The organism is Bacteroidota bacterium (genome assembly GCA_016699695.1).
In the GTDB taxonomy this organism is placed as follows: Bacteria; Bacteroidota; Bacteroidia; order Bacteroidales; family UBA10428; genus UBA10428.
Map to the genome: position 1 here is coordinate 2,261,497 of CP065006.1, position 23,667 is coordinate 2,285,163.

The 23,667-nt window shown below is 39.2% G+C and carries 20 protein-coding genes; 2 read left to right on the forward strand and 18 right to left on the reverse strand.

Annotated elements, in window-relative coordinates; genetic code table 11:
* Positions 1-292: 292 nt before the first annotated feature.
* The 5 genes from IPM71_09555 to IPM71_09575 all read right to left on the reverse strand — a co-directional run bounded on the left by IPM71_09555 (position 293) and on the right by IPM71_09575 (position 6,379).
* Complete coding sequence (locus tag IPM71_09555; GenBank protein ID QQS49861.1) at positions 293-1,180, reverse strand: hypothetical protein; 888 nt, start codon at positions 1,178-1,180, stop codon at positions 293-295.
* Positions 1,181-1,316: 136 nt separating this feature from the next.
* Complete coding sequence (locus IPM71_09560; protein QQS49862.1) at positions 1,317-2,177, reverse strand: DUF4935 domain-containing protein; 861 nt, start codon at positions 2,175-2,177, stop codon at positions 1,317-1,319.
* Between the two features lie 176 nt (positions 2,178-2,353).
* Positions 2,354-4,816, reverse strand: a complete 2,463-nt coding sequence (locus tag IPM71_09565; GenBank protein ID QQS52812.1) for an ATP-dependent helicase — start codon at positions 4,814-4,816, stop codon at positions 2,354-2,356.
* The gene (locus IPM71_09570) at positions 4,752-5,384 is read right to left on the reverse strand and encodes a ribonuclease H family protein (GenBank protein QQS49863.1); all 633 of its coding nucleotides are present in this window, start codon (positions 5,382-5,384) and stop codon (positions 4,752-4,754) included. The genes IPM71_09565 and IPM71_09570 overlap by 65 nt, the downstream gene beginning before the upstream one ends.
* 197 nt (positions 5,385-5,581) lie before the next feature.
* Positions 5,582-6,379, reverse strand: a complete 798-nt coding sequence (locus tag IPM71_09575; protein ID QQS49864.1) for a hypothetical protein — start codon at positions 6,377-6,379, stop codon at positions 5,582-5,584.
* 283 nt (positions 6,380-6,662) lie between these two features.
* On the opposite strand from IPM71_09575, the gene IPM71_09580 reads away from it, so the two are divergent.
* Positions 6,663-7,406, forward strand: a complete 744-nt coding sequence (locus IPM71_09580; protein ID QQS49865.1) for a hypothetical protein — start codon at positions 6,663-6,665, stop codon at positions 7,404-7,406.
* A gap of 807 nt (positions 7,407-8,213) precedes the next feature.
* Here the strand turns inward: IPM71_09580 and IPM71_09585 are convergent.
* The 3 genes from IPM71_09585 to IPM71_09595 all read right to left on the reverse strand — a co-directional run bounded on the left by IPM71_09585 (position 8,214) and on the right by IPM71_09595 (position 10,233).
* Complete coding sequence (locus IPM71_09585; protein QQS49866.1) at positions 8,214-9,113, reverse strand: hypothetical protein; 900 nt, start codon at positions 9,111-9,113, stop codon at positions 8,214-8,216.
* 16 nt (positions 9,114-9,129) lie between these two features.
* The gene (locus IPM71_09590; GenBank protein ID QQS49867.1) at positions 9,130-9,675 is read right to left on the reverse strand and encodes a hypothetical protein; all 546 of its coding nucleotides are present in this window, start codon (positions 9,673-9,675) and stop codon (positions 9,130-9,132) included.
* A gap of 99 nt (positions 9,676-9,774) precedes the next feature.
* Positions 9,775-10,233 (reverse strand): hypothetical protein, encoded by a 459-nt coding sequence (locus IPM71_09595; protein ID QQS49868.1) that lies wholly within the window; start codon positions 10,231-10,233, stop codon positions 9,775-9,777.
* Between the two features lie 112 nt (positions 10,234-10,345).
* Here IPM71_09595 and IPM71_09600 point away from each other — a divergent pair, with 112 nt between their 5' ends.
* Positions 10,346-11,707: an NAD-dependent succinate-semialdehyde dehydrogenase gene (locus IPM71_09600; protein ID QQS49869.1), complete on the forward strand. Its 1,362-nt coding sequence runs from the start codon at positions 10,346-10,348 to the stop codon at positions 11,705-11,707.
* A 54-nt stretch (positions 11,708-11,761) separates the two neighbouring features.
* On the opposite strand, the gene IPM71_09605 is transcribed toward IPM71_09600, so the two are convergent.
* The 10 genes from IPM71_09605 to IPM71_09650 all read right to left on the reverse strand — a co-directional run bounded on the left by IPM71_09605 (position 11,762) and on the right by IPM71_09650 (position 23,659).
* Positions 11,762-12,466 carry a hypothetical protein gene (locus tag IPM71_09605; protein QQS49870.1) on the reverse strand — a complete coding sequence of 235 codons (705 nt, stop codon included), beginning with the start codon at positions 12,464-12,466 and terminating at the stop codon, positions 11,762-11,764.
* Positions 12,467-12,646: 180 nt separating this feature from the next.
* On the reverse strand, positions 12,647-13,243 hold the full coding sequence (locus IPM71_09610; protein QQS49871.1) for a superoxide dismutase: 597 nt from the start codon (positions 13,241-13,243) through the stop codon (positions 12,647-12,649).
* A gap of 141 nt (positions 13,244-13,384) precedes the next feature.
* Positions 13,385-15,100, reverse strand: coding sequence for a hypothetical protein (locus IPM71_09615; protein ID QQS49872.1), 1,716 nt, complete (start codon positions 15,098-15,100; stop codon positions 13,385-13,387).
* 59 nt (positions 15,101-15,159) lie between these two features.
* A complete protein-coding gene (locus IPM71_09620; protein QQS49873.1) occupies positions 15,160-15,540 on the reverse strand; it encodes a DUF1987 domain-containing protein in 381 nt (126 codons plus the stop codon).
* Positions 15,541-15,550: 10 nt separating this feature from the next.
* Positions 15,551-17,710 (reverse strand): response regulator, encoded by a 2,160-nt coding sequence (locus IPM71_09625; protein ID QQS49874.1) that lies wholly within the window; start codon positions 17,708-17,710, stop codon positions 15,551-15,553.
* A gap of 89 nt (positions 17,711-17,799) precedes the next feature.
* Positions 17,800-18,570, reverse strand: coding sequence for a hypothetical protein (locus IPM71_09630; GenBank protein ID QQS49875.1), 771 nt, complete (start codon positions 18,568-18,570; stop codon positions 17,800-17,802).
* Positions 18,571-18,581: 11 nt separating this feature from the next.
* Positions 18,582-21,002: a TonB-dependent receptor gene (locus IPM71_09635; GenBank protein QQS49876.1), complete on the reverse strand. Its 2,421-nt coding sequence runs from the start codon at positions 21,000-21,002 to the stop codon at positions 18,582-18,584.
* A gap of 53 nt (positions 21,003-21,055) precedes the next feature.
* Positions 21,056-22,039 carry a GSCFA domain-containing protein gene (locus IPM71_09640; protein ID QQS49877.1) on the reverse strand — a complete coding sequence of 328 codons (984 nt, stop codon included), beginning with the start codon at positions 22,037-22,039 and terminating at the stop codon, positions 21,056-21,058.
* Between the two features lies 1 nt (position 22,040).
* The gene (locus IPM71_09645; GenBank protein QQS49878.1) at positions 22,041-22,910 is read right to left on the reverse strand and encodes a lysophospholipase; all 870 of its coding nucleotides are present in this window, start codon (positions 22,908-22,910) and stop codon (positions 22,041-22,043) included.
* 161 nt (positions 22,911-23,071) lie between these two features.
* On the reverse strand, positions 23,072-23,659 hold the full coding sequence (locus IPM71_09650; protein ID QQS49879.1) for an FMN-binding protein: 588 nt from the start codon (positions 23,657-23,659) through the stop codon (positions 23,072-23,074).
* Positions 23,660-23,667 lie beyond the last annotated feature (8 nt).

Below are 23,667 nucleotides of genomic sequence, written 5' to 3' on the forward strand. Positions count from 1 at the left end.
TAACAGAAGCTTAATGAAACAATTATGCAGGGCGGGCGAGGTGTTTTGCAGAGCCGCGAAACCTGCAAGGACGGGCTGCCAAACTTTTACATTTGCTCAATGGCTATTTTTCTTTTGGTTTATTTAAGTTGTTGCATAATGCAAGCTTGTTGCTAACGGTTTGCGCGTGAGAGCTGTGGTGGTTAGGCAGATTGATCATCTATCAGTTTACAGCTGCCTTTGTTTACGTGATACAAACGCCTGCAAACCGCTGAAACCCGCATGCACTATACCATGTGTTGGGCGCTGGTGATTATTCAAATTCTTTTTGAGGATGTCCTTGTGGTAATAAACCATAAATATTTTTATAAGCTTGAACCATCTGGCTTAAAGGTTTATATTTGGCTTCATCGTATTCCTCATTATAAATCTTATCTAATTCATCCTGAAACTTTTGAGTTTGTTTGTCCTTGTCCGATAATTCTAATTGTTCTTGTATTGCCTTCTCAGGTTTATATTCCTCAATCTTGGTATTACTTGAATCATCAAATATTTTTTTCGGGTCAACTAAAAACATTCTTGGAAAAGAATATTTCCAATCACATTTCCAATCCTTTAATTTTTGGAAAATATATTCATAGAAAGGTGTCAGGTTACCTCTCTCTCTAATCCAGATTGTCCCCATATAAAAATCCATGTAGTCATATTTTCCTGAATTATCTGGATAATGTTTGTTGAAAAAATCAGCAATAAATCTACCACTTCCTCTCAAAGAACCGAAGTCATAGATTTTATTGTCATTTCCAAATACTTCATGGTTATTTGAAAATATATCATATGTTGAAAGTCCTAATATGTAAAAAAACTCATTGTATTCTGATAATTCAGTCAATTCATCTTGTCTAAAATCGCTTATATCAACTTGTTTTTGCTCTTTTTTAGGGTTTTTTGTCAACCGTTTTAGGTTGTCGTTTATTCTAATGTACTCCTCAAATTGCTGGTCTGGCGTGGGATGTAAGAATAAGATATATTCTGAATTAATCAATCCATTTGGTGCTAATTTATTATAAAATTGTAAAGCATCTTTGAAGATATATTTCAACATATCGATACATTCTAAATCCGATTTATTTAAATTGTCATCAATCATTTTTAATTCTATTTTTTTTGACGGATTTTCTCGGCCACTTGCGCCCAACATTGGCGGTAAGGTTAGTTGCCGTTTGCGAGCGTTTTCCTATCAAGTTACATTCCGATTTACTTCGGGATTGAAGCGGGCTACAACCATTGAATTTACTACTGTTGCGCCAATTTTGTATATTCATTGTTATGCCTAGTTATTCATCTTTATCAAAGTATTTTTTCATTCTCTCAAAAAAGTCAGTTTCTGTGTTTTTCGGCATAATCAATTTGCCTTTTTCACTTTTAATTATTTGATCCTCCTCTTCTTCCATCGCTTTTGTTACAACAATATCAACAAGCTTAAATGCATATGCTAATTTATCAGTCAATATGATTTTACGTTTCTTTCCTACACGTTCCGAAAATTCTTGCTTAAGCCAATCATTCAAATATGACTCATTATTAAATGATGCTCCAAAATCCGTATCTCTGGACACCAAAACAATGTCTTTGCCACTTCTAATGGCACATTCTATTATCCATTCCCAATTTATTGCATCTCCTATTGAATTATCGTCTTTTTTTCTAGGAGGATAACCTAATAAAAATCTTTTTTTTGCAAGGTTTCTAATTTTGAAACGATCTTTTTTTTCTCTGTCTAAATTATATTCTGAATTATTTTTAAATATGCGCTGTAGAACTTTGTAAACATCATCATTATACTGAGGTCTAGCTAGTATACCTTCAATACGAGTTTTTAGTTTATTTTGCTGAGAAATAATTTCTTTCTTTTTATCATTTATTATTTTTACAGGTTGTGCTGAACTTAAAATAGCAGGAGGAGTCAAGGAATTCCAATCTGGATTTTTAAATTTACTAAGTGACTCAAGAATAACTTTTTGTCTATTTTTTTTGTATTCCATTGCCACTTGATCACCTGTAATTAACCTATTCATATTTTCTTCAATCTTTTCTAAATACTTTAAACTAACATCGCTTGTTCGTATTCGATAAAAATCAAGAAGTATATTAGTATCTATGAATATTAAGGCATCCAGTTGTTCTATTTTTTTCATACTTTTTAAATTAGGCTTAACGTTTGGCCGTATTTAAAGTTGCCGATTGCGGGCTTCAAGCTTATTAAAGTATTCCAAATTTGAAGCGGACTACAGCCATTGAAACTACTGTTATTTCGCCTATTTTGCATATACATTGTTATGTGTTCGGGCAATTCCTGATTTATATTCAGAAATCATTTTTCGTACTTTTCTTTAAGGTCAAGTTTCTTTATGCGAGAATTTATTGCTCCCTCGTTACGTCTAAATATTTGCGCTAGTTCTTTCACTTTTTTACCTTCACAAAAGTATAGTTCCAGTTTATCGTCATCTTCCTTTGTCCATGGCTGATAAGCTTGAGCATAGGTCTTTCTTATTTCATCAACTGTGTATGATTTTTCCTTATCCTCATTTTCTTCGACTACTTTTTGTCCGCAGTATGGGCAAAACTTATGAAGTTTTTCCAATTGACTAAAACAATTGTTGCATAGAATTACTTTGTCAACTACTTGTTTAATTGCGTTTGTTGACCTTACTGTATAGGCTGATGGGATTTCTTTCAAGAAACTTGATTCGTTGCCTTTTTGTGTGATTAAAAATAATTTGTCTTTTGCTCTTGTAATAGCAACATAAAACAAACGTCTTTCTTCCTCCATCAGCAAATCATGATTTGCTTTTTTAATCACTTGAAAAATTCTGTCTTCAAGCCAAATATCAGGGAAACCACCATTACCCTCTGTCAAGCCGATAATGAAAACAACTTTTGCTTCGAGTCCTTTTGAAGCATGAATTGTCTTGCTTTGAACACGAATGTCTTCATTTTTAAATCTGAAAAAATATGGCGAATACATTTTGCTTCGTCTATACAAAAATAAAATTTCGTCATTGTTTATCCCTTCATCTAATAACTCTTTTACTTTGTCATAACAAAATTGCATATTTTCTTCTTCTGTGTTACCTGCAAAAACAACAATTTTATGTTCGGATTTTTTTGATGCTTGAACGTCTTTCTCAACTTTAAATTTGTTGTGTTTGATAACTTCATTACTTGCACCAACAATGTTTTGTGTGCTACGATAATTTAAGTTGAGTTTAATTGTCCTTGCGTTTGAAAAATGTTTTTCAAATTCTACAATGTAGCTAACGTTTGAACCCCTGAAGCCGTAAATACTTTGCCAATCATCGCCTACGCAAAAAAGCTGTGTATTGTCAGTAAGCAACAATTTGATGAGTTCAACTTGCAAGTTGTTTACATCTTGAAATTCGTCAACTAAAATGTATTGGAATTTACTTTTGTATTTATTTGCAATATCGCTATGATTTTGAAATAACGAAGTGGTGCGCGAAATTAAGTCGTTAAAATCAAGGTAAGATTTATCTGTACAGTAATGAATGTATTTTTTAACAATTGGAATTGCCAATTCATAAAAATTGCGAACTCGTTCGTGTTGGTCTTTTCTTGCGTTTTCTAAAACGGTGTCAATATTGATATTTTCAACTTTTATCATATCCGTGATACGCATAATCTGTTGCACAAAATCTTTTATATCTTCGTGGTAGCCGTGAAATTCTTCTTTAAAGTTTATAGAAATTGTTTTGTGATAGTCGGCTGGTAATCGATTTTTTACAATTTTGTCAAGTGTGTGATTGAATAATGCAGAATCTTTTGTCATGCTTTCAAAAGTTTTCACCAACAACAGATTTCCTTTTTGAAATTGTTCTTCTTTGTCTTTGGTTGAAAAACTTTTATCACTGATATGTTCAATGTAAAGATTTGCGTCAGGAATGTAAAAGTCTGGATGGAATGAAAAATCTTTTACGTTTAGAAGTGGCTCATATTCATACTTAATGCTATGTCTATAAAACCAGTCTGCTATAAACTGCTCTGATTTGGAACGAACTTTTGTTCCATTGAGTGTCGAAAAATATTTTCCGTCTTTCGGAATATATTTTGGGTCTGCTTGTTTTAAATGGATTTTGTCAATGATATAATCAAGTATGTAGCGTTTGAGTTTTAATAGATATTCAGTGTTTTCACAATCGTCAATTAAAAGTTTGTGCATTACTTCAAAAGCAGTTACGGGTGCAACGTGTTTTGAAAGTTCATCTTCTTCATCACGTTTTTCATCACCAATAATTTTGAACTTGTTATCAAATTCATTTACACCATAGTTGCGTAAAACGCTATAACAAAAACTATGAAAAGTTTTTATTGTAAGTCCGTCAATCCAAGTATATTTTTTCTGCTGTAAAAATCGCTCTTTGTCTTTGTCTGCAATACTTTTTCGTTTGTCAAAAAGTTGCTTTTCATATACACCACTTTCGTCTGTCGAGATGATAAGTCGGTCAATCATTTCGTTGGTCGCGTTTTTGGTGAAAGTAATAGCCAGTATACTTGAAGGGCTTACTCCTTTTTCTTCGATTAAGTAAATGAGCTTTTGCAAAAGAGTTTTAGTCTTTCCTGAGCCTGCACCAGCTAGTACCAGTAAACGCTTATCCTCGCTTACAACAGCTTCTCGTTGTTTATCATTTAAAGCGCCTAAATTGGTTCTTATAGTTGTCGTCAATTTTTTTATTATTGGTTTAATATATAAGTTATTTTCTTCCAAAATCTGCTGGGTTCTCACCCCAAGCTCTTGTTTCCCATTTGAGAATATCATTCTCATATTTATTCTCATTTAACCATTTGATGGCTCTATCAATGAGCTCAAATAATTTTTTATTCTTATCACTCTTTTCATGATAGGTTCTGACTTCTTTATCTCTAACCCAACTAATTGCATTTCTACTGTCTGAATAAATTGGAAGGTTTAATTTATGTAGTTTACAATATGCCAAAGCATGAACAATAGCTAAAAACTCAACAATATTATTTGTTCCATCTTCTAATGGCCCAATTTTGAATAATAACTTTTTCGTTTCAGTATGAACTCCCTGATATTCAACTAATCCATTTGCAGTATTCCACGCACCATCAACAGAAATACTATCTTTAATGGGCTCTCCGATTAAAGATAGTTGTTCAGGTGTCAACTCTGTTTCAAATATTTCTTTACCTATAAATTCTTTGCTTGAACTCTGGAAAGCCAGCTCTGCTAATTCTCTTGTTTTGAAAGATTTGTAGATAGCTTTAGGAAAACCAAATATTTGAGCATTGCAATCATCCCAAGTATCAAAAATACCTGTTTGCCTTCCTACCCAAACAACATAATACTTTTTATTCGCCATTTCTATACTTAGCCGTTAAGTTTTTAAGGTTCAACAAATTTATACAGGTTTACTGCCAACTATTCCGCTAACGGTGGCGGTATGAAAAGTTGCCCATTGCGGGCGATTTACTATCAAGTTAAACAAAAGTTAGAGCGTGTTTCACCTCTTCACATACCTCTGAAACCCTTATTGGCTATACTGCATGTTGCCAACAGTTATTTTTTTATTTTTAATTTTGACTTATATAGTTTTTTATCCATAGAATAATCTTTGAGCATCTGTTTTAGGTTATTAAATTTCCATTGGTCCATATATGGATTTGTAAAAATCCAAAAATCATCTTTTGTTATATCACCAAGTGGCAACTCAAAAGAATCGTATTTATTTATACACTCTGTATTTGTTGCAACTAAAAATCGAAATTCATTTTCGTGTTCATAGCTATTGTCCTTTTTAAAAGCAGTATATATTATATCTTTTCTGCTTTTCTTATAGTGATTATAAGGCCAAATATCATCATAATCAACAAGGCCATAAACAAATTCTTGAAAATCCGCATGAACATAGCTATTTGCAGAAGGCAATACTATTTTAAGCAAATCATTAGGTTTATATCTAATTGCGACACTATCTTTATTTGAGTAATTATTCCACATGGCAAAAGATTCCTTTCTACTAAGAAACCAACAATTTGCAAATTGCATTTTTTGATATAAATCAATTTGTTCATTTGCATATTTTTCATCGTGTCTGCGTTTAATTAAAAAATCATCCTTTTGTTCATCTGTGAATGAATCATTTAATTCTTTTTTGGAATTAGGTTCTATCTCCAAAATAGATAGTATACTTAAAATTTTATCAGGAAGTCCTTCTAATGGATCTTCAAACCTGTCCAATCTGGTAAAAACAAGGTTTTTATGTATAATAAAATAGAAAAATTTATGTAAATCAAGGTATTTCCATAAATAATCATCTTCTTCAAATACAAAATCCTTATTCTTGGAAGTATTCATTTTTTTTATAATTGCTGCCAACCCGATAATACCCCCAACTTACAAAAAAATTCCTTACCCTAAAAATCCACCCACTGCACGTTTTCAACTCGTGCCCTTATTTCAAAAAAGCTCTGCTCTTTGCAGCCATCCAGTCCCTTTTTCCCTCCCTCAAAAAAACAAAACAAAGGCTAGGTGAATAACTTGTTAATTTTTTTTCAGCACGCAATATTTTTTTTCCTTTTCCAATTTCATAATTTTCAACACGATAGTTCCCTCATTTCTAACCCTTAAGTCTATTATTATGGCAAGTACCGTAGAAACCGGCCATGCAAAAAATGTGGCCAACCTCGATGTCTTAATCTCTTTTGTATCGGATTATGGCACAGCCTACAACCCCTCCAATGCAGCCATTGCGCTGCCGGCTTTACAATCGCTCTCTGCACGTTCCAAAACTGCCATGGCTGCGGTCAATTCAGCTTTGTCGGCCTACACCAATGCCATTGCTGCACGCGAAATTGCTTTTGCTCCTTTAAGCAAATTCATTACACGTGTAAGCAATGCTCTAAAAGCCTCCGGGGCTAGCGCTCAAACAATCGACAGTGCCAAATCACTGGCACGCAAAATTCAGGGTGGCCGCGCTTCGGCAAAACTAAGCGACGAAGAAAAACAGCTAAAAGCTGCGGCGGGTAAAACGGTAAAAGAGTCTTCGGCCTCACAAATGAGTTATGACAACCGCCTCGACAATTTCGATAAACTCATTAAACTCCTGGCAAGCAATGCGGTGTATGCACCCAACGAAACCGAGTTAACAGTGACCGGCCTCACGGCTTTGTATACCGCTTTAAACTCAAGCAATGCAGCCGTTGTCGCAGCCTCTGTTACCTTAAACAATGCCCGTATTGCCCGTAACGAAGTGCTGTACCATAATCCGTCGGGTATATATGATGCTGCCGGCGATGCAAAGGCTTATGTGAAGTCAGTTTTTGGTGCCTCAAGCCCTCAATTCAAACAAATTGGCGGGCTAAAGTTTACCAATCTCAGGTAATTACGCTTAAATCTTAGCACTTTTAAATTTTGCCTAAGCACTTTGCCTTTTAGCAAGAGGCATTTTTCATATACTTCGAGGGCTTTTGCATTATTTAAAAGTGCTTCTTCATTTTCCTAAAGGCATTTTACATTCTACCTCCGCGCTTTTACATATAGTCAAAGGGTTTTTACATTTTGCCTCCGCACTTTTACAAATAGCCAGAGGGTTTTTACATTCTGCCTCCGCGCTTTTACAAATAGCCAGAGGGTTTTTACATTCTGCCTCCGCGTTTTAACAAAAAGACAAAGGGTTTTTACATTTTGCCTTCGCACTTTTACAAATAGCCAAAGGGTTTTTAAATTCTGCCTCCGCGTTTTAACAAATAGCCATAGGCTTATAGAGTAAAACCAAAGGCATACAGTTAACCATTAACCCCGGGAGGCTTGTCACAACCTAAAAACCCGATAATTCAGACCATCACCAGAGTTTTTCTTAATCGAAAACATTTTATGACATAATAATTATGAATAATGAATGCTCTTTATCGTGCCTGGAAATTAAATATTGGTTTGTATTAATCATAATATCAAGCATTTGTTTTTTTTAACCAACATTCACATTATGCTTCGCGTGTGGCTCATCTCCTTTAGGGGTTCCGACGGTTATCGGAAGATGGGTGAGCGTGGGCAAAATATAAAATAAGCTTGTAACCGGTATAATATGGGCTAATCATTTATGAATCAACCCAGGCCTGGATTCGCAAAAATGATTGTTTTAATAATCTGTCGAATTGAATCCATCAATTACACCAATGTGCCATTCGTTTTAAAGCGCATTCAGCAGGGCTGTCAGTTCTGCCTCACTGATAGGCTCAAGGCTTACTTCGATATTGTTTTCCGGGGCGGTTTCAATTTCCTCATGGAAACAATAAAGTTGCTCGCCCTGGCGGCCAATTACAATAATCCTGGCTGTTTCATCCACAGGCACGGGTATGGAATTGGTGCCCGAAACCTGAGTAATTCCATTTACACCAGGCAGGTAGATGAATATCTGAAGGTTCGAAAGGCTGATACTGTCCGAATAAAAACCGATGGTGGTGGTTTCCAGGGCTCCAATGGCATCTTTCGAACAGGCCAGCCATCCTAAAGCTTTGGCATCTGCCTGGTAACCCTCTGCCACAGAGTCGAAGGGTGTTTGGTGCAGATTCGCCCAGTTCACCTTGCTCTCAGCTGCATTGCCATAATAACAAAGCAGGTCGTTGATGTCTTCGTCTGAGGGTACTTCTATCCGCCATGTTTTTTCGGGTCTCAAAACCAGTTCTACATTGTCCTTATAAGCACGTACACGTATTTCACCCAAGGTGCTTAGCAATACTGAGCCAGATACTGAGGGCATTTGATAATAAATATAGTCTGCAGGTGTATACAGCTCTATTACTTTAATGGTGTACGGAAAATCTACGCTGTCGCCATTTGGGTACATGAGCAAGCTATTCGATAGCCATATTTTTGTTCCTTGTTGGCATACTAACGGACCATCACCCTCTTCAGTAATTTCATACTCCTGTTCCTGGGCCTTTTTCGATTCGAGGTATTCAGTAGCATCTTCGTATTCTACAAGATTATTTTCAGGCTCAATGCGCTCCGAAGAGCAGGAAGAAAATGCGATAAGGACAAGGGCTAAAAAGCAGGCCGCAAATTTTACAGCCGATAGATAAGTTTTCATGCGAATATTTTTTTTGTTAAAATTTCGGAGCATCAGGAATATCGGAACAAGGTACCATGCCACGCTGGTTGCAGTTGAAGACATAAAGCAAGCCAAGATGCAGACTGGCTTCTTTCCATTTAAGGTTATAGCGGTATTCGAAAAATGGCCGCCAGCATTTCGTGCCACTTATTCCGGCACCCAGGTCGAATTGAAGGTTGGAGAATTTGGCGTTTGAAGCAGCCGATTCATCATGGTTAATCCACCCATTGTACGACAGGTTAGTGAGTGCATACACCCTAAACATTTTTGTGGCATAAACACCCAGGTGCAAGCTCGAACCTGCATAAAATTCGTGAATGGTATTGAAACCCGGAAAATAAGCTACCTGCGGAACAAGGTAAATTCCTTCCAAAAGGTCAACTTGTTTTATTTCAAACTCGGCACGGGCTCCAACTCCGAATCCCCTGGTTTGAAGGTTATAGATAAGGGAACCTCCTGCCGGGATTTTTTGGGCTTTGATGTCTGTAAGAAACAGCAATGATATTAATGGAAGCAGAAGATACGCTTTTCTGAGATGCATAGTGCTGGTTTTAATGGTGACACAAATAATTGATATTTTACCCTTAGTTCGACGGGAAAAATTCTTACTTATTGCATGAAGTTATAAAAAAATAGTAGCCTAAAACCAGATGGGCAGGTTTTGTTTTACATAGAAATAGAAAACAGAATAAACCACCGACCATGCAACTTGTCCTGCAATTAACCAGCCCAGGTTTCGGAGCTTGTGCCCGTAAAATCGCATGATTAAAAAGGTGCTCACAGGTATCGAAAGAACCAAAGGGTTTAAAACTACAATTCCTGCAAGACCATATTTATTTTTATATTTTACCAGTTTTCGATTATATGTCGTCATAATGGGTTTCTTTCTTCTTCCGGGAAATAAAATAGGTTCTATTTTTTTTCTCCAGAAAACTAGAATTTGTTTCGATAAAAAGGCAAAGAAAAGCACCCCAAGAGCTCCACCCAAATTGATGTAAAAAAGGGTTTCGGCCATGCTCATATGCATGCAATAAATGGCCAGCGGAAAGGTGAGGGCAAATTTCCAGCTGGCAAAGAATACGACTGTCAGGGTTTTCATTTGACCAAACTTACAGAAAAACAAGCGATAAATAAACCTTGTTTTTGAGCATCTCTGATTTCTGTTCTTTTCATTATGGGCATACTTCATTAAGTTTGAAAAAATCACCGCTATGAAACTTCAAAGCCTCAATCCCTTCAATCAGCAGCTTATTGCCGAATACGATGAAATTTCTGATCGCCAGCTTCAGCAAAGCCTGGATCAATCACTCGAAGCTTTTAAAAGTTGGAGTAAGGTATCTATCCCACTACGTGCTGAAAAATTAATAGCCACAGCCAATCGTTTACGCGCCGATAAACAAAAACTGTCAGTGTTGATAAGCACTGAAATGGGAAAGCCGGTTCGGGAAGCAGAAGCTGAGATTGAAAAGTGTGCCTGGATTTGTGAGTATTACGCCGAAAATGCATCTACTTTTTTACAAGCCGAAGAAATAAAAACAGACGCTTACCTGAGTAGGGTAGAATTCGAACCTCTTGGCATCGTATTGGGCATCATGCCATGGAACTACCCTTTCTGGCAGGTATTTCGGTTTTTAGCACCCACACTTATGGCTGGCAATGTGTGCTTGTTAAAACATGCTTCGAATGTGCAGGGATGTGCACTTGCCATCGAAAAGCTTTTTTCTGATGCGGGTTTGTCCCAAGGGGTTTTTTCTTCGCTGGTAATGGGTTCGTCGAAAGTGCAAGCTTTAATAGAGGATTTTCGTATAAAGGCCGTAACACTTACTGGCAGCGAACAGGCAGGGGCAGCTGTTGCTGCTGTGGCGGGCAATTGTATAAAAAAAACTGTGCTCGAACTGGGTGGAAGCAATGCCTTGATTGTGCTTGAAGATGCCGATTTAAAAAAGGCAGTGGATATCGCAGTGGCTGCCCGCATGATGAATGCCGGGCAAAGTTGCATTGCGGCTAAAAGGTTTTTTGTGCGTCGTGAGGTTTTTCCCGAATTTACCCAACTTCTGGTTGAGAAAGTTAGTAGCCTAAAAACTGGAGATCCCCTTAATCCTTCCACAGAAATTGGACCCCTGGCTGGAAATTGGCAGGCCGATGAGGTTGAAAAACAGGTGAATGCTTCTCTTGCTCAGGGGGCAAAGCTACTTTGTGGTGGGTTTAAAAATGATGCTTTTTATGCACCCACTGTGCTTGCTGATGTAAAACCCGGAATGCCGGTGTTCGACGAAGAAGTTTTTGGTCCGGTAATACCATTAATGGCTGTCGAGAACGATTTACAAGCGGTTGAGCTATCGAACCATTCAGCCTTCGGATTAGGAGTTTCCATTATTACCAACGATGTCGGGCGGGCACTTTCATTGGCGCCTTTGTTCGAGGATGGAGCTGTGTTTGTGAATTCTCTGGTGAAGTCCGACCCACGCCTGCCTTTTGGCGGAACTAAAAAATCGGGCTATGGCCGCGAGCTTTCGCGTTTTGGTCTCCTCGAATTTGTCAACATAAAGACTATTTATGTAAAAGAGCTTTAATCTTTTTCAGAACAAAAGGAAAGCTTCTAATTACTCGGAAATCTCAGAAACAAATCAGGGGTTCACCTCATAAATTGATTTTGCAAGAAACTCGGAGTATTTGCGGTGTATTTCGTGCAGGGTTTTTATCTGAATATCTTTTCCATAAATGCGGATAAGGTCCATCACCTCACGGGTATACACCACAGCAAGCGCTGCATCAAAACCTGCCGACTGGAGGTTATTCTTTACCTGTCCGGTAACTTTTTTAAAATGGCTCCAACTTACTTGCTTGTCGATTCGCAGGTAATACATATCACGCTCGGCATCTTTAAAAATGATGTCATCGATTTTTTCAATCGGGAATATTTTCTTTATCTGTATGATACCCGGGGCATCAATTTTTTTCTTTTTCATGAAACTGATGCCTGCATCGCGGTAATAATTTTGTATCACTGCCAAAAGGGTATAGTCTTCTATTCCCCTGATGCGGATGCAGTGATACGTATCGTTATAAATGCAAATACGGCCCGGGCTTCCCTCGAATTCAATGTTGGTATTGTTTTTAATGATATGCGTAAGTCGCAGAATCTTTTCAGTCGATTCTTTCTGTGTGATAATCAGAAAAAAGGAGTCTGGAATTCGGTCAGTAGGTTGTGCTCCGTAATAGCCCGGAAAGGGTTCAAGGTTTTCAAGTACAAGTGTGTTAGGTATGATGCCCGCCTCAACGGTTTTTAATTGTTCCTCTTTTACCAGGCTGCCAAAGGTTTCCATTATCATAGCCTTAAATAGTTTGGTTTACAAATAAATTTACGAAAAATATACGAATTGAACTCAACCTCTATGATCTCACGATGTTTATTCTTTTCAGGGCTTTGTATAGGGTAAAAAAAATTTAATTCCCCCACAGGATTAAACTGAAGGGGAATTTAAGCTGAATGTTGACGGATTAGAATTTTTCTATTTCAACCTGGCTGCCACTTCATTCCAGTTAATCACATTCCAGAAGGCAGAAATATAGTCTGGCCTCCGGTTTTGGTAGTGCAGGTAATAAGCATGTTCCCACACATCGAGGCCTAAAATCGGATTGCCTTTTACTTCTGCAATATCCATTAGAGGATTATCCTGGTTGGGAGTAGAAGAAACTACAAGGCCATCTTTGGTTTGCACCAGCCAGGCCCAACCCGACCCAAAACGGGTAGCAGCAGCTGCAGAAAATTGTTCTTTAAATTTTTCGAACGACCCGAAATATTTGTTAATGGCATCAAGTATTTTTCCAGTAGGAGCTCCTCCGCCATTGGGTCCCATAATTTTCCAGAACAAGTTGTGGTTATAAAATCCACCCCCGTTATTGCGCACGGCCATGGGTTGTTTCGAAATGTTTTCTAAAATCGCTTCTATGTTTTTTGAAGCCCATTCGGTACCGTTGAGGGCGTTGTTCAGATTAGTGGTGTAGGCTGCATGATGCTTGGTATGGTGTATCTCCATGGTACGGGCATCAATGTGCGGTTCGAGTGCATTGTACGCATAATCGAGTTTTGGTAATTCAAAGGCCATAAGGTGTTGTTTTAAGATTTAATTTAGACTGAATATAAATAACGAATATTAAACAACAGTTTTCTCCAAAGGTTCAATGAAAGGGAATAAAAAAGCCTCCCCGATATCGGGGAGGCTATTAAAATGATTTGCTTCAGGGCTTCATTTTATTTCAAACTTTATTTCCTGTTGAGTGGAGTTGCCCAGTTTGTCAGTAGCCACAATGGTGATGGTTTTTACACCGGGTGTTAGCCCGGTAATAGGCGCCACATAAGCTTTTTGAATGCCATCGGCAAAAGAATACTTTATGTTTTCAAGACCAGTAACCTTGTCGGTACCAGAGAGGAATAATATTACATGTGTGGGGTAAACATTGCCGTTTGCAGTGCTGCCAATAATCGAGGTGCTGAACTGATAACTAATCGAAGGTCCTTCGTTATCAACTTTTACCATGAATGAACCTGAGCTGGTATTTTCTACCTCATCGTAGCCAACAAAACTGATTGTATGTACACCCTCGTTCTGAAGCGTGAAGGGTTTTTCGTAAATTTCTGAAGTGGCGCCATTGATACTATATTCGATCCGGTTTACCCCAGCTTCAAGATCGCGTGCACTCAGGCTCAATTTGGTTTTTGAGCTTACAAATACGGTATCGCGCGTTTTAAAAGTGGGATTAGAAATAAACTGGCCAAGTGTCGGACCCGAAAGATCGATATAAGGTATTGAAGCTTTTTCGTTGGCCAACTGGGCAACTGATTTGTTGTTGACGTTATCCACTGCATATGTTTTAATGTTGAGCGTACCCGAGGCTTGTGTAAGAAAAACAGGCTTGGTGTACAAGAGATATTCGCCATTGTTGATGGAGTAGTAAATTTCTTTTACTCCGGCTTTGTTGTCAAACGCTGTAAGCTTTAATTGTGTTTTGCCCGACGAAAACTCTTTGCCATTGGCAAAAAAGCTTTTTCCAACTATTTCTTCGATAATGGTTGGCGGGGTTTTATCGACATAAAAATTGTAAGTCTGAAGATTTTCCTTATTACCTACTTTGTCAAGAGAATAGTAAGTAAGTGTATGTTCGCCCTGCGGGAGAGAAGCAGCATAAATGGGTTGCAGGTAACTTTGCTCGGCACCTTCATTGATTTTGTAAACAATCTTTTTAAGCCCTATTCCTTTGTCTTCTGCTTTAAGAATAATTTGAGATCGTGCCGATAGAATGTTGTTGTGCTCATCGGCACTGATGGTGCGTGAAGAGGTAGGAGCAGAATTGTCGTATACCAGGCTTATTTCGTGCACAGGCTCATCATTTCCAACCATATCTACCGAGAAATATTTCAAAATATATTCTTTCTCCGAACTGAAGGAAATAGGTTGAGTATAAGGTAAAAATTCTTTTCCATCCAGTGAATAGTAGATATTTTCAATGCCAGATTGATCATCGATCGCCTTAAAAGTAACTTTCGCATTTCCCATCAGGTACGTTTTCCCTTCGCTCACAAAGGTGCCAGATTCGCCATAAGAAATGGATGTTTTTGGCGAGCTGCCATCGGCATAAACCTCAAAAACAACATCTTGTATCGGGTAAATAGTTTTTCTGGTTACAGGATCTACTGCCGAGGGCGAGCGGAATGAATTGAACCCGTCTGTATCGAGGTACATAGGGTTGGCATAAGGTGCTGTTTCCTTGCTTTCTAATTTGTATTTTTTCGAACTTTCGTCGGCAGAAGTCGAAAGCCATAAATACAAACCAAGATCTTTTTGTATAAAAAGTTTACCTTCAGGAGATACATAAGTTTTTTTTTCGAAGGATGGCTTCTGCTGGGCCTGCATCAGGCAGGGCATGGCAATGGCTATTATTAAATAGAATCGGTACCTCAACATAGGCTTGGCTGTATTAATTGTTTTGTTAAATATAACCATTTAAGAATAAATACGGAAGCTTAAAGGGAATAGCTTTTAAATACAAAACTCAAACCTGTAAGATCCTGAAAATCGATGCCTGATTCGTGCATGTCTTCATCCTCATCGAGGTAATGCCAAAAGACCGTAACATTTTTTCCTTTCTCAGGTAATTTCGAAAAAATCTGGAGTATTTCGTTTACTGCTTTGTGCGAGGCCGAATTAAAATAATCGATTTTAAGCTTCAGGTTGGTTTCGTCATTGGCTTGTTGAATATATTCTTCGAGCCATTCGTAAACAGGACCATAAAAGCTAAGGGTATCTTCAGGCAGGGAGCGGCCTGTAAGTTCAAACACTCCTTTCTCCGGATCGAAATTAATCTGTGGAGTATCTTCTTTCCCTTCAATAAATAGAGCTTTCATAGGGTAAATATCAGTTTAAAAAGTTAGCAATTTTTTCCATAAATAATTTAAGGTCAATAGGCTTGGCTATAAAATCGTTGGCGCCAGCCTTCATGGCTCGTTCGTAGCCATCTTCGTGTATAGCTGTCTGTATAATTATTGGTATTTCGGACCTAAACTCCTTTATCAGTTTTGTAGCCTCATAACCATCCATAGTTGGCATGTTGATATCCATCAGCACCAGATCGACGTGGTTTGATTTTACAAGTTCAACCGCTTCGGCGCCATTTTTCACCCTCAGAAGTTTGACTTTTGTTTTTTTCAAAACCTCAGCCATAAGGAAGAAGTTGATATCGGTATCTTCTGCGATGAGCACTGTTTTGCTCTGCCAGTCGCTGGTGCGATCGGCCAAGGCAGTAACAAAGCGGAAACCTATCACCAGCACATCGTCTATCTGGGTATACTCACCTTTCCATGAGTCGAAGGTGTTTTTCAATATTTCTTTCTGCTCCTGCATGGGTTTATGATGCATCGATTGAAGCAGGGCAGTAAAATTTTTCATCAGAAACTTTTGACCATCTTTCCCACCAAACTGGTCAATAAATCCATCGGTAAAAAGGTAGATACAGTCGTTTTCTTTCAGATCGATGACCTTTCGGCTAAAAGGAATGTCCCTGCGAGTATGGTAGCTTACAGGCATTTTATCGCCTGCATGGTGCATCAATTCGCCTTTTCTGATTAAAATGAGCGGATTATAGGCTCCTGAAAACTGCATTCTTTTCTTTTCAAAATCGATGATGCAAAGGGCTATATCCATGCCGTCTTTCGGGTCGCGGAGGTTTTCTGACTGATGTAGGGAATCGATTATTTTCTCCCGTAATTGGTTTAGTATGTCATCGGCATTTAAGGCATTGATATGAATGTTGATGGCGATTTTATTTACAATTTCGTTCAGGTAGGCTACACCGAGCATGCTCATAAAGGCTCCGGGTACGCCATGTCCAGTGCAGTCGGCTGCTGCAATCACAAAAATGTTATCTTTTCGTGCAAACCAATAAAAATCGCCGCTCACAATATCGCGTGGCTGGTAAAATATAAACGAATCGTTAAAATTGTTGTGCAACGATTCCTGCCTGGGTATCACAGCAGATTGAATGCGTCGGGCATATTGAATACTATCGGTGAGGTTTTTGCGCTGCTTATTCGCCAGGTCGCGTTGTTTTTCGATTTCGAGTTTTTGTTTTTCGATTTCAGCATTTTGTTCCTTTAGGCGTGTATTGTTTCGCTTTCGAAGGCGGCTTTGTATTACCAGAAGAATAAGCACCGACATAAATAGTCCCAGGGCAATGGTAAGGTAAAATATTTGCGATTTGCGCAATTGTTCGCGGGCACGGATTATGGCTTGCTCTTCGCGTATCTGGGCTTCTCGCAGGTCCTGCTGAAGCTGAATGGCCCTGTTGGTAGCCATTACTTCGTCGAGGGTGTCGAGTGCGGAGCGCAACTCGTGTTCTTTTCTTTCTATCTGCGAGGCAATCTGGTTTTTTTCAGCCTCTAGGGTCTGCATTTGCTCCTTTTGAAGGTGGCGTGTGAGGGCATTGTATTGTTCGTAATATTCAGCAGACAATTTGTTATTTCCTTGTTTTTCGCTGTTCTCTGCCAATAAAAGGTAATTGCTCTTGGTCGATTTAAGGTTATTGCTCTCAAGCGAAAGCTCTAGTGAAATATGTGCTTGCTCATTCGATTTTACAAAGTTCCCCATGCCCTGATAAGCGAGTGCCAGATTGTAATAATCAGTAACCAAATCTTGTTTCCGTCCTTTGGCTTCGCCCAGTTCTATCGATTTCGAAAAGTTTTTCACAGCGAGAGAATAGTCTTCCTTTTCGAGGTAAATTAATCCAAGGTATCCGTGAATAATACGCTGGGCATTGGCGTTCTTTAGTTCTGTGTTAATTTGAAGAGATTCGTCGAAGCGTGAAACGGCAGCATCGAGCTCGCCACTTTGCCATAACAAAAGAGCAAGTTTGTTTAAGGCCGAAGCTTGTTCCACCTTATTTCCGGCAGAGGCATATTCTGTTACTTTTTGCTCAAGCTGAGTTATATCTGACTGGCAATAGATGGTAACCGGAAAAAAGAAAAGTAATACTGCAAGAATATAAGAATAAAGGCCCATAGGGTTGAAGTATCGTTTCATGCTGGAAATTTAACATATAGATACGATACGCGAGAATATTTATCTATTCATAGGCGATGATATGCGTCATCTCATTTCGGTAACGAATGTTATTGAATTAACCTTGCTTCAATTTTAGCGGCAATATCTTTTGCAGTGGTAATGGTGGAGAGGTCGGGAAATATATCCCCACTGGATCCATTGAATTTGCTGTGTCCAATTAGTTCAAAAACATATTGCTGTTGAGGATTATTTAATTCGATACGGGTTTTATAAACCAATGCCGGCTGACAAGATGTTTTGTATTCAGCATCTTCGGGATGCAGGGTAGTAGTCCAGTATTCGTTCCAGTCCCAAGGTTGGTTTATTTCGAAATAGACATCAATTACCTGGGGCGACTCTTTGGTGAGTCTGGTATTAAGTACGAAATTATTGGCAGGTGTGGCTCCTGTTACGGCATCGGGCATAGGAGTTTCCTGAGTGGGAATATACAATCCATCGGTTTCACGTACTCCACGATTGTGAGCCCAAACAGGAAGTGCGGCGGGTCTGCGGAGCGCACCTGCAAGCCATTTTCCTGTGCTTTTATCGCCATGTTCAAACACTCCTTTTGCAATGCTCTTTGCCACGTAAAGCGTTTCGATGTAACGGTTATTGGTGTCGGTAATCCATATAGCCATCAAAGGGTGGTTGTGTGTTATTCCTCTTTCGAAATAGATGGAAAGCGCAGCTCCCTGGTTATTCACATTGGTGCTGAGTGTATCGACTGGGTATACGGTCGGAATTTTAGACGTGCTGCAACTATATTGGTTTGTCAGCAAAAGCAACATGCTTGCAGCAAATAATGTCATGGAAATCAGTTCAGAGATGCGCATTTTCATATCCAACAAAATTAAAATTCAATTATAATACCCACAGTCGGTAAGATCGTGCCGCCTCCCTCCGAAGGTAAATTAACTAATTCATATCTTTCAATACCTCCTGCATCGGTATAAGTATCATCGTAGCCAGGTTCAACAAAGGAGCGGCGCAAAAGCAAATCCTGCTGTTCGCTTTTAAAGTTATAGACATTCTGTATGTCGAGGTAAATGTTAAGCGACCACTTGTTGTAGAAATATTCCTTGTCTACACGAATATCCAATTGATGAAACGTGCTGAAGCGAAGCTGGTTGAACCTTGAATAGTCAAGATACGGCCCCCCTTTGGCATCCCAGGCTTCTTTAATGGATGATTTATCGTAATCGTAGTCGGTATAAGGTGCGCCACCAACCAACCTCCATTTAAAGCCGAAATACCAGTTACCTTTAAAGGTGCGCGTTCCTGTAAGGTTAAGAAGGTGAACGTTATCCCATGATGAGGCGATGTAGTTGTTTTCAAAATCGCTGCGTAAGTCTTTGAATTCACTATGAACAAAGGTGTAAGCCAGAATAAAATTAAAATTAAGGATGCTTTGAGAGCGGGCCAGTACTTCGAAACCAAAAGCACGACCCTCCGAAACAGGTGTCAGTTCTTCGTCGCCAAAGGTGCCAAAATCGCCTCCTTTGGTAGAGAGTGGAATGGAATCGCGCAAAGAGAATGGATAGTCGGAATAGGCTTTGTAAAAACCTTCCAAGGATATTAGTGATTCGACGTTGGGCCTGAATTCGATGCCTGAGTTTATTTGGTTGCTCTGCATGTATTTAAGCCCGTTTTGTTCGTTCACAAGTACATTGTTTGTGTCTTTATAGCCCATGGCAGTGTAAGGAGGTCTCTGATAGTATCTGCCTGTGCTGAAATTAAGTGCCCACTTTTGAGTAAGAGAGTAGGAAGCAGAAACGCGTGGTGAAAGTTGATCCAAAGGATTACTCATATCTGGCGAATAGGAGCTACCGTCGGCTCGCACTCCGGCCGCCAACGACAACCTGTTTTTAAGGAACGAACGGCTAACAAGACCGAAAATTGAATAATGGAACATGTCGATGTAGGTCTCGTAAATCACGGGAGTTAATCCTTCGTTGAGATAAATATTTGCCTCCGTATTATTGAAGTATTTGGCATAGCTACCGCCAAGGCCATAGTTTATTTTAAGATTATTTTTAAAGTTAACGTTTCTTTCCAAACGAATTTTGTTTTCAATTTCTGCTGATTTATAGTCAAACTGTTTCGGATTCGATTCGTTGTTGTCGAAATATTTGTAAGATACATTGTTGAGGTAGTTTCGGCTTAATACCAGGTTATAGAACCCATTTTTTTGAAAGTGCTTGTAAACTGCGCCTACAGTGTAGTTCCACTGTTCGTTTACCGGTAAGGTGCCCAGAAGGAATTTTTGTTCTGGTGTTTTATTGGCTGATTCGTTTAATACAAATTGATCTATGGCTCCAAGACCGATAAAGGTAATCTCGTTTTTCTCGTTTATACGGGTTTTACTTTTAAACTGAAAGTCGTTATAAGTAGGTAAAAACGGTAATTCCAAAGCGGCAAACAAAAATTGAAGATAAGAACGGCGTGCTGAAAATATGATGCCGGTGTTGGGAGAAACTGGTCCATTGAGGGTGAAAGCAAGATCAGACGAACCCACAGAACCTTTGAATTTAAATTTGTCCGGATTGGCATCTATTTGTCGCATTTCAATCACCGAGCTGAGCGAATTACCTAAGTTAGCCGGAAAGGCACCCGAATAAAAGTTTATCTCACGCACAAAGTCCACATTGATAATGCCAACCGGACCACCCGAAGCCCCTTGTGTGGCAAAGTGGTTAATGGTAGGTATTTCCACTCCGTCGAGTATAAAAGTGTTTTCGTTAGGCCCACCTCCACGCACAATAACATCGTTGCGGAACGAAACACCCGATCCTACACCCGGAAGCGATTGAATTACTTTTGAAACATCGCGGTTGCCCCCTGGGTTTTTTTCTATTTGCTCAATTCCTATGCGTTGCAACGAAAGTGGGCTCTCTTCTTTTTTTCTGTAAGGAGATGCTTTTACCACTACCTCCTCGATTTTAATGTCTACCTCGGTAAGAGGCACCTCGATAAAGGCTTTGTTAGCATTGGTTACCAGGAAAGACTCAGAAAGGTATTCGCTAAAGCCAATTGAAGTGGCTGCCACCTGCACATAGCCCGGTGCTATGCCGGTAAAAATAAATCGGCCATCGAGGTCGCTGATGGTTCCAATACTGGTGCCCCATATTGCAAGTGAAGCAAAAGGTATAGGTTCGTTGGTTTCTTGATTGATGATTCTACCTTCTATAATTCCATTTGCATTTGTTTGACTGTAAACAGGTAGGATAAAAAACAAAAATGAGAGGAAAGCTATGGCTGAGCGTTTGTTCATACTGTAATGTTTAATGTAGAAACAAGTAAAAAGAACGAATTGTTTAATGAATACTAAAAATTATTCAACAAATTATGTTTCTCAGTGCTAAAATCCAGATAGGAATGGAGTTCGCAAAGTTTATCAGTTTCCTCGATGAGTTTTTCCACAAAACTTTTATGTGCAGGAGTATTTTTATTGAAACTTCTGTGCTGGTATGATTTGGTGATTTTTTGAACTTTTTTCATCAGCTGCTGGGTGGGAGTATCGAAAAAAGTGTGTGTAAAGGCTTCCCAAATGTAGTCGACGGCAAAATCCGAAGGATGGAGCATATCGCTGGCGTAAAAACGATAATCGCGCAATTCATCCATAAAGATTTCGTACGTGGGGAAATAGTAACAGTTTTCATGTGCTCGCTCCAGAAGTCTTATGGCTAAAACTAAAGAGGCTTTGCTGCGCTGATTTTCAATGGCGCCATCTTTCCAATGTCTGATCGGACTTACTGTGAAAATAAACCGGATGCCAGGTTTACTAAGGTTTAGTCGGCCTATTTCGTGGCTCATCAATTCTGCAATTTGTTCCGGAGAAAGAAACTCGCGCGTGAACTCACTGTCTGGTATTTTATGGCAATTTGCCACAACCTGGCCAGTCGATTTTAAGCGGTAAATAAAAGCAGTACCCAGTGTAAGAATGATTATTTCCGATTGCTCAAACTGAGATTTTGCCGTAGCGAAACGGGTATTGATTCTTTCGAGGCAACTTAATTTATCGGGATGCGAAAAGGAAGTATGATGCAAAAAACTAAACCATAAGTCATTTCGATGCTGAAGGTTGTTTTCGGTGAAGGCTTCTTTGTGGGTAAGAAGCGTAAGTGCATTTATTATAGAAGCCGGGTTGTACAATACACCAAATGGATTAGGGCAGGCTTTAAATTTATAACGGAGTAGCTTTTCGCCAATATGATCAGAAAAACAGGAACCAAATAGTGATACAACCTGTTCATAGTTTATGAAAAAGCCGGGCTGAGGAATCTGAACTTTCGTTTGGAGCGGAAGCATTCTAATCCATTATTTGCTGATTGATCCATTCCACCAACTTTTCGAATACCTTATCCCGGTCAATGTCGTGGTGAAGCTCGTGGTAACAGCCAGGCCATTCAACAAAAGTAGTTTTGTCACTTGCATTTCTTATAAAATCCCGGCTGGCTTTACAGGATGTAATCTGGTCATCGGAACCATGCATTACCAGCAATGGCGAATTGATTTTGTATACACTCCGTTTGGCAATCTTTCCTTTTTCGTAAACAGCACGAAGAAGACCAAGCGAAATGCGGTTATGAGTCAGCGAATCGGTTTTGTATTGATGCACTTCGCGCATCTCGCGCGAAATGAATTCAGGTTTTACCGAGGCCTTACCTATGTACCATGGCATTAGTCGGCTCGTGAACAGAATAGTTGATAATACTATACTTGGAGGTAAATTTGTCAGCTCGAACCAGGGTGAAGTGAGAATAATTCCTGCCAGGTCCGCATTACGCGTAATTGCATAACTGGCTACAAGATTACCACCCATGCTATGGCCATACAAGAAAAGAGGTATATTTTTAAACTCAAATCTTCCCTTTTCGACAAGCAGTTCAATGTCTTTAAGCAGAAGGTTGTAATCGTTTATTTTTCCTGGTTTACCTGGGGTTTGTCCATGCCCTCTGATGTCGAATGTGAGAACGGAAATGTTTTCTTTTGCCAGCCTTAATGCCCAGTTTGTATACCGTGTACTGTGCTCGCCAAAGCCATGAACCAACATAATGGCGGCCTTAGTAGATTTTCCGGCATCCCATTTCTGGGCATAAAGTTGCTGGCCATCGCTCGCTAACCAATCGTATTGTGAATAAGTGATTAAACTGTCGTGTTGCAGTTTATTTTGTAGCATTCTCTTTTCGCGTCTTATGATTTAAACTGCCAGCGGTCAAATTTTTCCGCTTCCCTTAAATACAGTGGGATGCTAAATTAGCGAAAAGCACCACGCAAAGCAAATGGCTACTGACAATTGCACTTGCTGCTTTGATGAACAGAACTTATTTTGGGTGCCAGCTAATTTATGCGGGAGGTTTTTTCGAATTCTTCTGCGAGCGATTTGTTCACGATGGCCGATATTTTTTCGATGTCAGAAATAATGGATATGGCCGAAATGGTGGCGCCCGATATTGCATCGATGTCACTGCCATAGTGTAGAACTGAAGATCCATTATAATTCTTAAATTGGTTCAACCAGGCAGGATTGCATATCTGCTGCCCGTGAGTAGCCTGGTAGTTGAATACACGCACAAGTTCGATGCTTGCCTTAATGTTGTATAAGATCAGGTAATCGAAGTACTCATAACTATCAGAACCTGCATCACCTGCAGTGGCTGAGCAACCTCCCTCGCGACACGAAAAAACCCTGCCCGTATAGGCATAGCCTATGAGGGAATTATTTTGACTGATGGCGTATATTAGTCCGTTGGAGGGTAGCTCCTGAAAACTCTCTAATAATTGAATTTCGGACTTGCCAGTGCCCCAGGCTTTTTTTGCATATCTTTCTAAATTCCTGTATGCTTGGCTGTTCTCCTGGCCAAAAGAAAGGTTGGCCAGAAAAACAGCAGCATATAAAAGAATCGTATACTTCGGGAATTGTTTCATTTTTGCTT

Excerpts from the sequence above, each read along its gene's own strand:
- IPM71_09610 (QQS49871.1), bottom strand. The coding sequence starts at position 13,243 with ATGGCCTTTGAATTACCAAAACTCGATTATGCGTACAATGCACTCGAA.
- IPM71_09590 (QQS49867.1), bottom strand. The coding sequence starts at position 9,675 with ATGCATCTCAGAAAAGCGTATCTTCTGCTTCCATTAATATCATTGCTG.
- IPM71_09650 (QQS49879.1), bottom strand. The coding sequence starts at position 23,659 with ATGAAACAATTCCCGAAGTATACGATTCTTTTATATGCTGCTGTTTTT.
- IPM71_09580 (QQS49865.1), top strand. The coding sequence starts at position 6,663 with ATGGCAAGTACCGTAGAAACCGGCCATGCAAAAAATGTGGCCAACCTC.
- IPM71_09625 (QQS49874.1), bottom strand. The coding sequence starts at position 17,710 with ATGAAACGATACTTCAACCCTATGGGCCTTTATTCTTATATTCTTGCA.
- IPM71_09640 (QQS49877.1), bottom strand. The coding sequence starts at position 22,039 with ATGCTTCCGCTCCAAACGAAAGTTCAGATTCCTCAGCCCGGCTTTTTC.
- IPM71_09630 (QQS49875.1), bottom strand. The coding sequence starts at position 18,570 with ATGAAAATGCGCATCTCTGAACTGATTTCCATGACATTATTTGCTGCA.
- IPM71_09595 (QQS49868.1), bottom strand. The coding sequence starts at position 10,233 with ATGAAAACCCTGACAGTCGTATTCTTTGCCAGCTGGAAATTTGCCCTC.
- IPM71_09570 (QQS49863.1), bottom strand. The coding sequence starts at position 5,384 with ATGGCGAATAAAAAGTATTATGTTGTTTGGGTAGGAAGGCAAACAGGT.
- IPM71_09565 (QQS52812.1), bottom strand. The coding sequence starts at position 4,816 with ATGATATTCTCAAATGGGAAACAAGAGCTTGGGGTGAGAACCCAGCAG.
- IPM71_09635 (QQS49876.1), bottom strand. The coding sequence starts at position 21,002 with ATGAACAAACGCTCAGCCATAGCTTTCCTCTCATTTTTGTTTTTTATC.
- IPM71_09585 (QQS49866.1), bottom strand. The coding sequence starts at position 9,113 with ATGAAAACTTATCTATCGGCTGTAAAATTTGCGGCCTGCTTTTTAGCC.
- IPM71_09620 (QQS49873.1), bottom strand. The coding sequence starts at position 15,540 with ATGAAAGCTCTATTTATTGAAGGGAAAGAAGATACTCCACAGATTAAT.
- IPM71_09615 (QQS49872.1), bottom strand. The coding sequence starts at position 15,100 with ATGTTGAGGTACCGATTCTATTTAATAATAGCCATTGCCATGCCCTGC.
- IPM71_09645 (QQS49878.1), bottom strand. The coding sequence starts at position 22,910 with ATGCTACAAAATAAACTGCAACACGACAGTTTAATCACTTATTCACAA.
- IPM71_09605 (QQS49870.1), bottom strand. The coding sequence starts at position 12,466 with ATGATAATGGAAACCTTTGGCAGCCTGGTAAAAGAGGAACAATTAAAA.
- IPM71_09555 (QQS49861.1), bottom strand. The coding sequence starts at position 1,180 with ATGTTGGGCGCAAGTGGCCGAGAAAATCCGTCAAAAAAAATAGAATTA.
- IPM71_09600 (QQS49869.1), top strand. The coding sequence starts at position 10,346 with ATGAAACTTCAAAGCCTCAATCCCTTCAATCAGCAGCTTATTGCCGAA.
- IPM71_09575 (QQS49864.1), bottom strand. The coding sequence starts at position 6,379 with ATGAATACTTCCAAGAATAAGGATTTTGTATTTGAAGAAGATGATTAT.
- IPM71_09560 (QQS49862.1), bottom strand. The coding sequence starts at position 2,177 with ATGAAAAAAATAGAACAACTGGATGCCTTAATATTCATAGATACTAAT.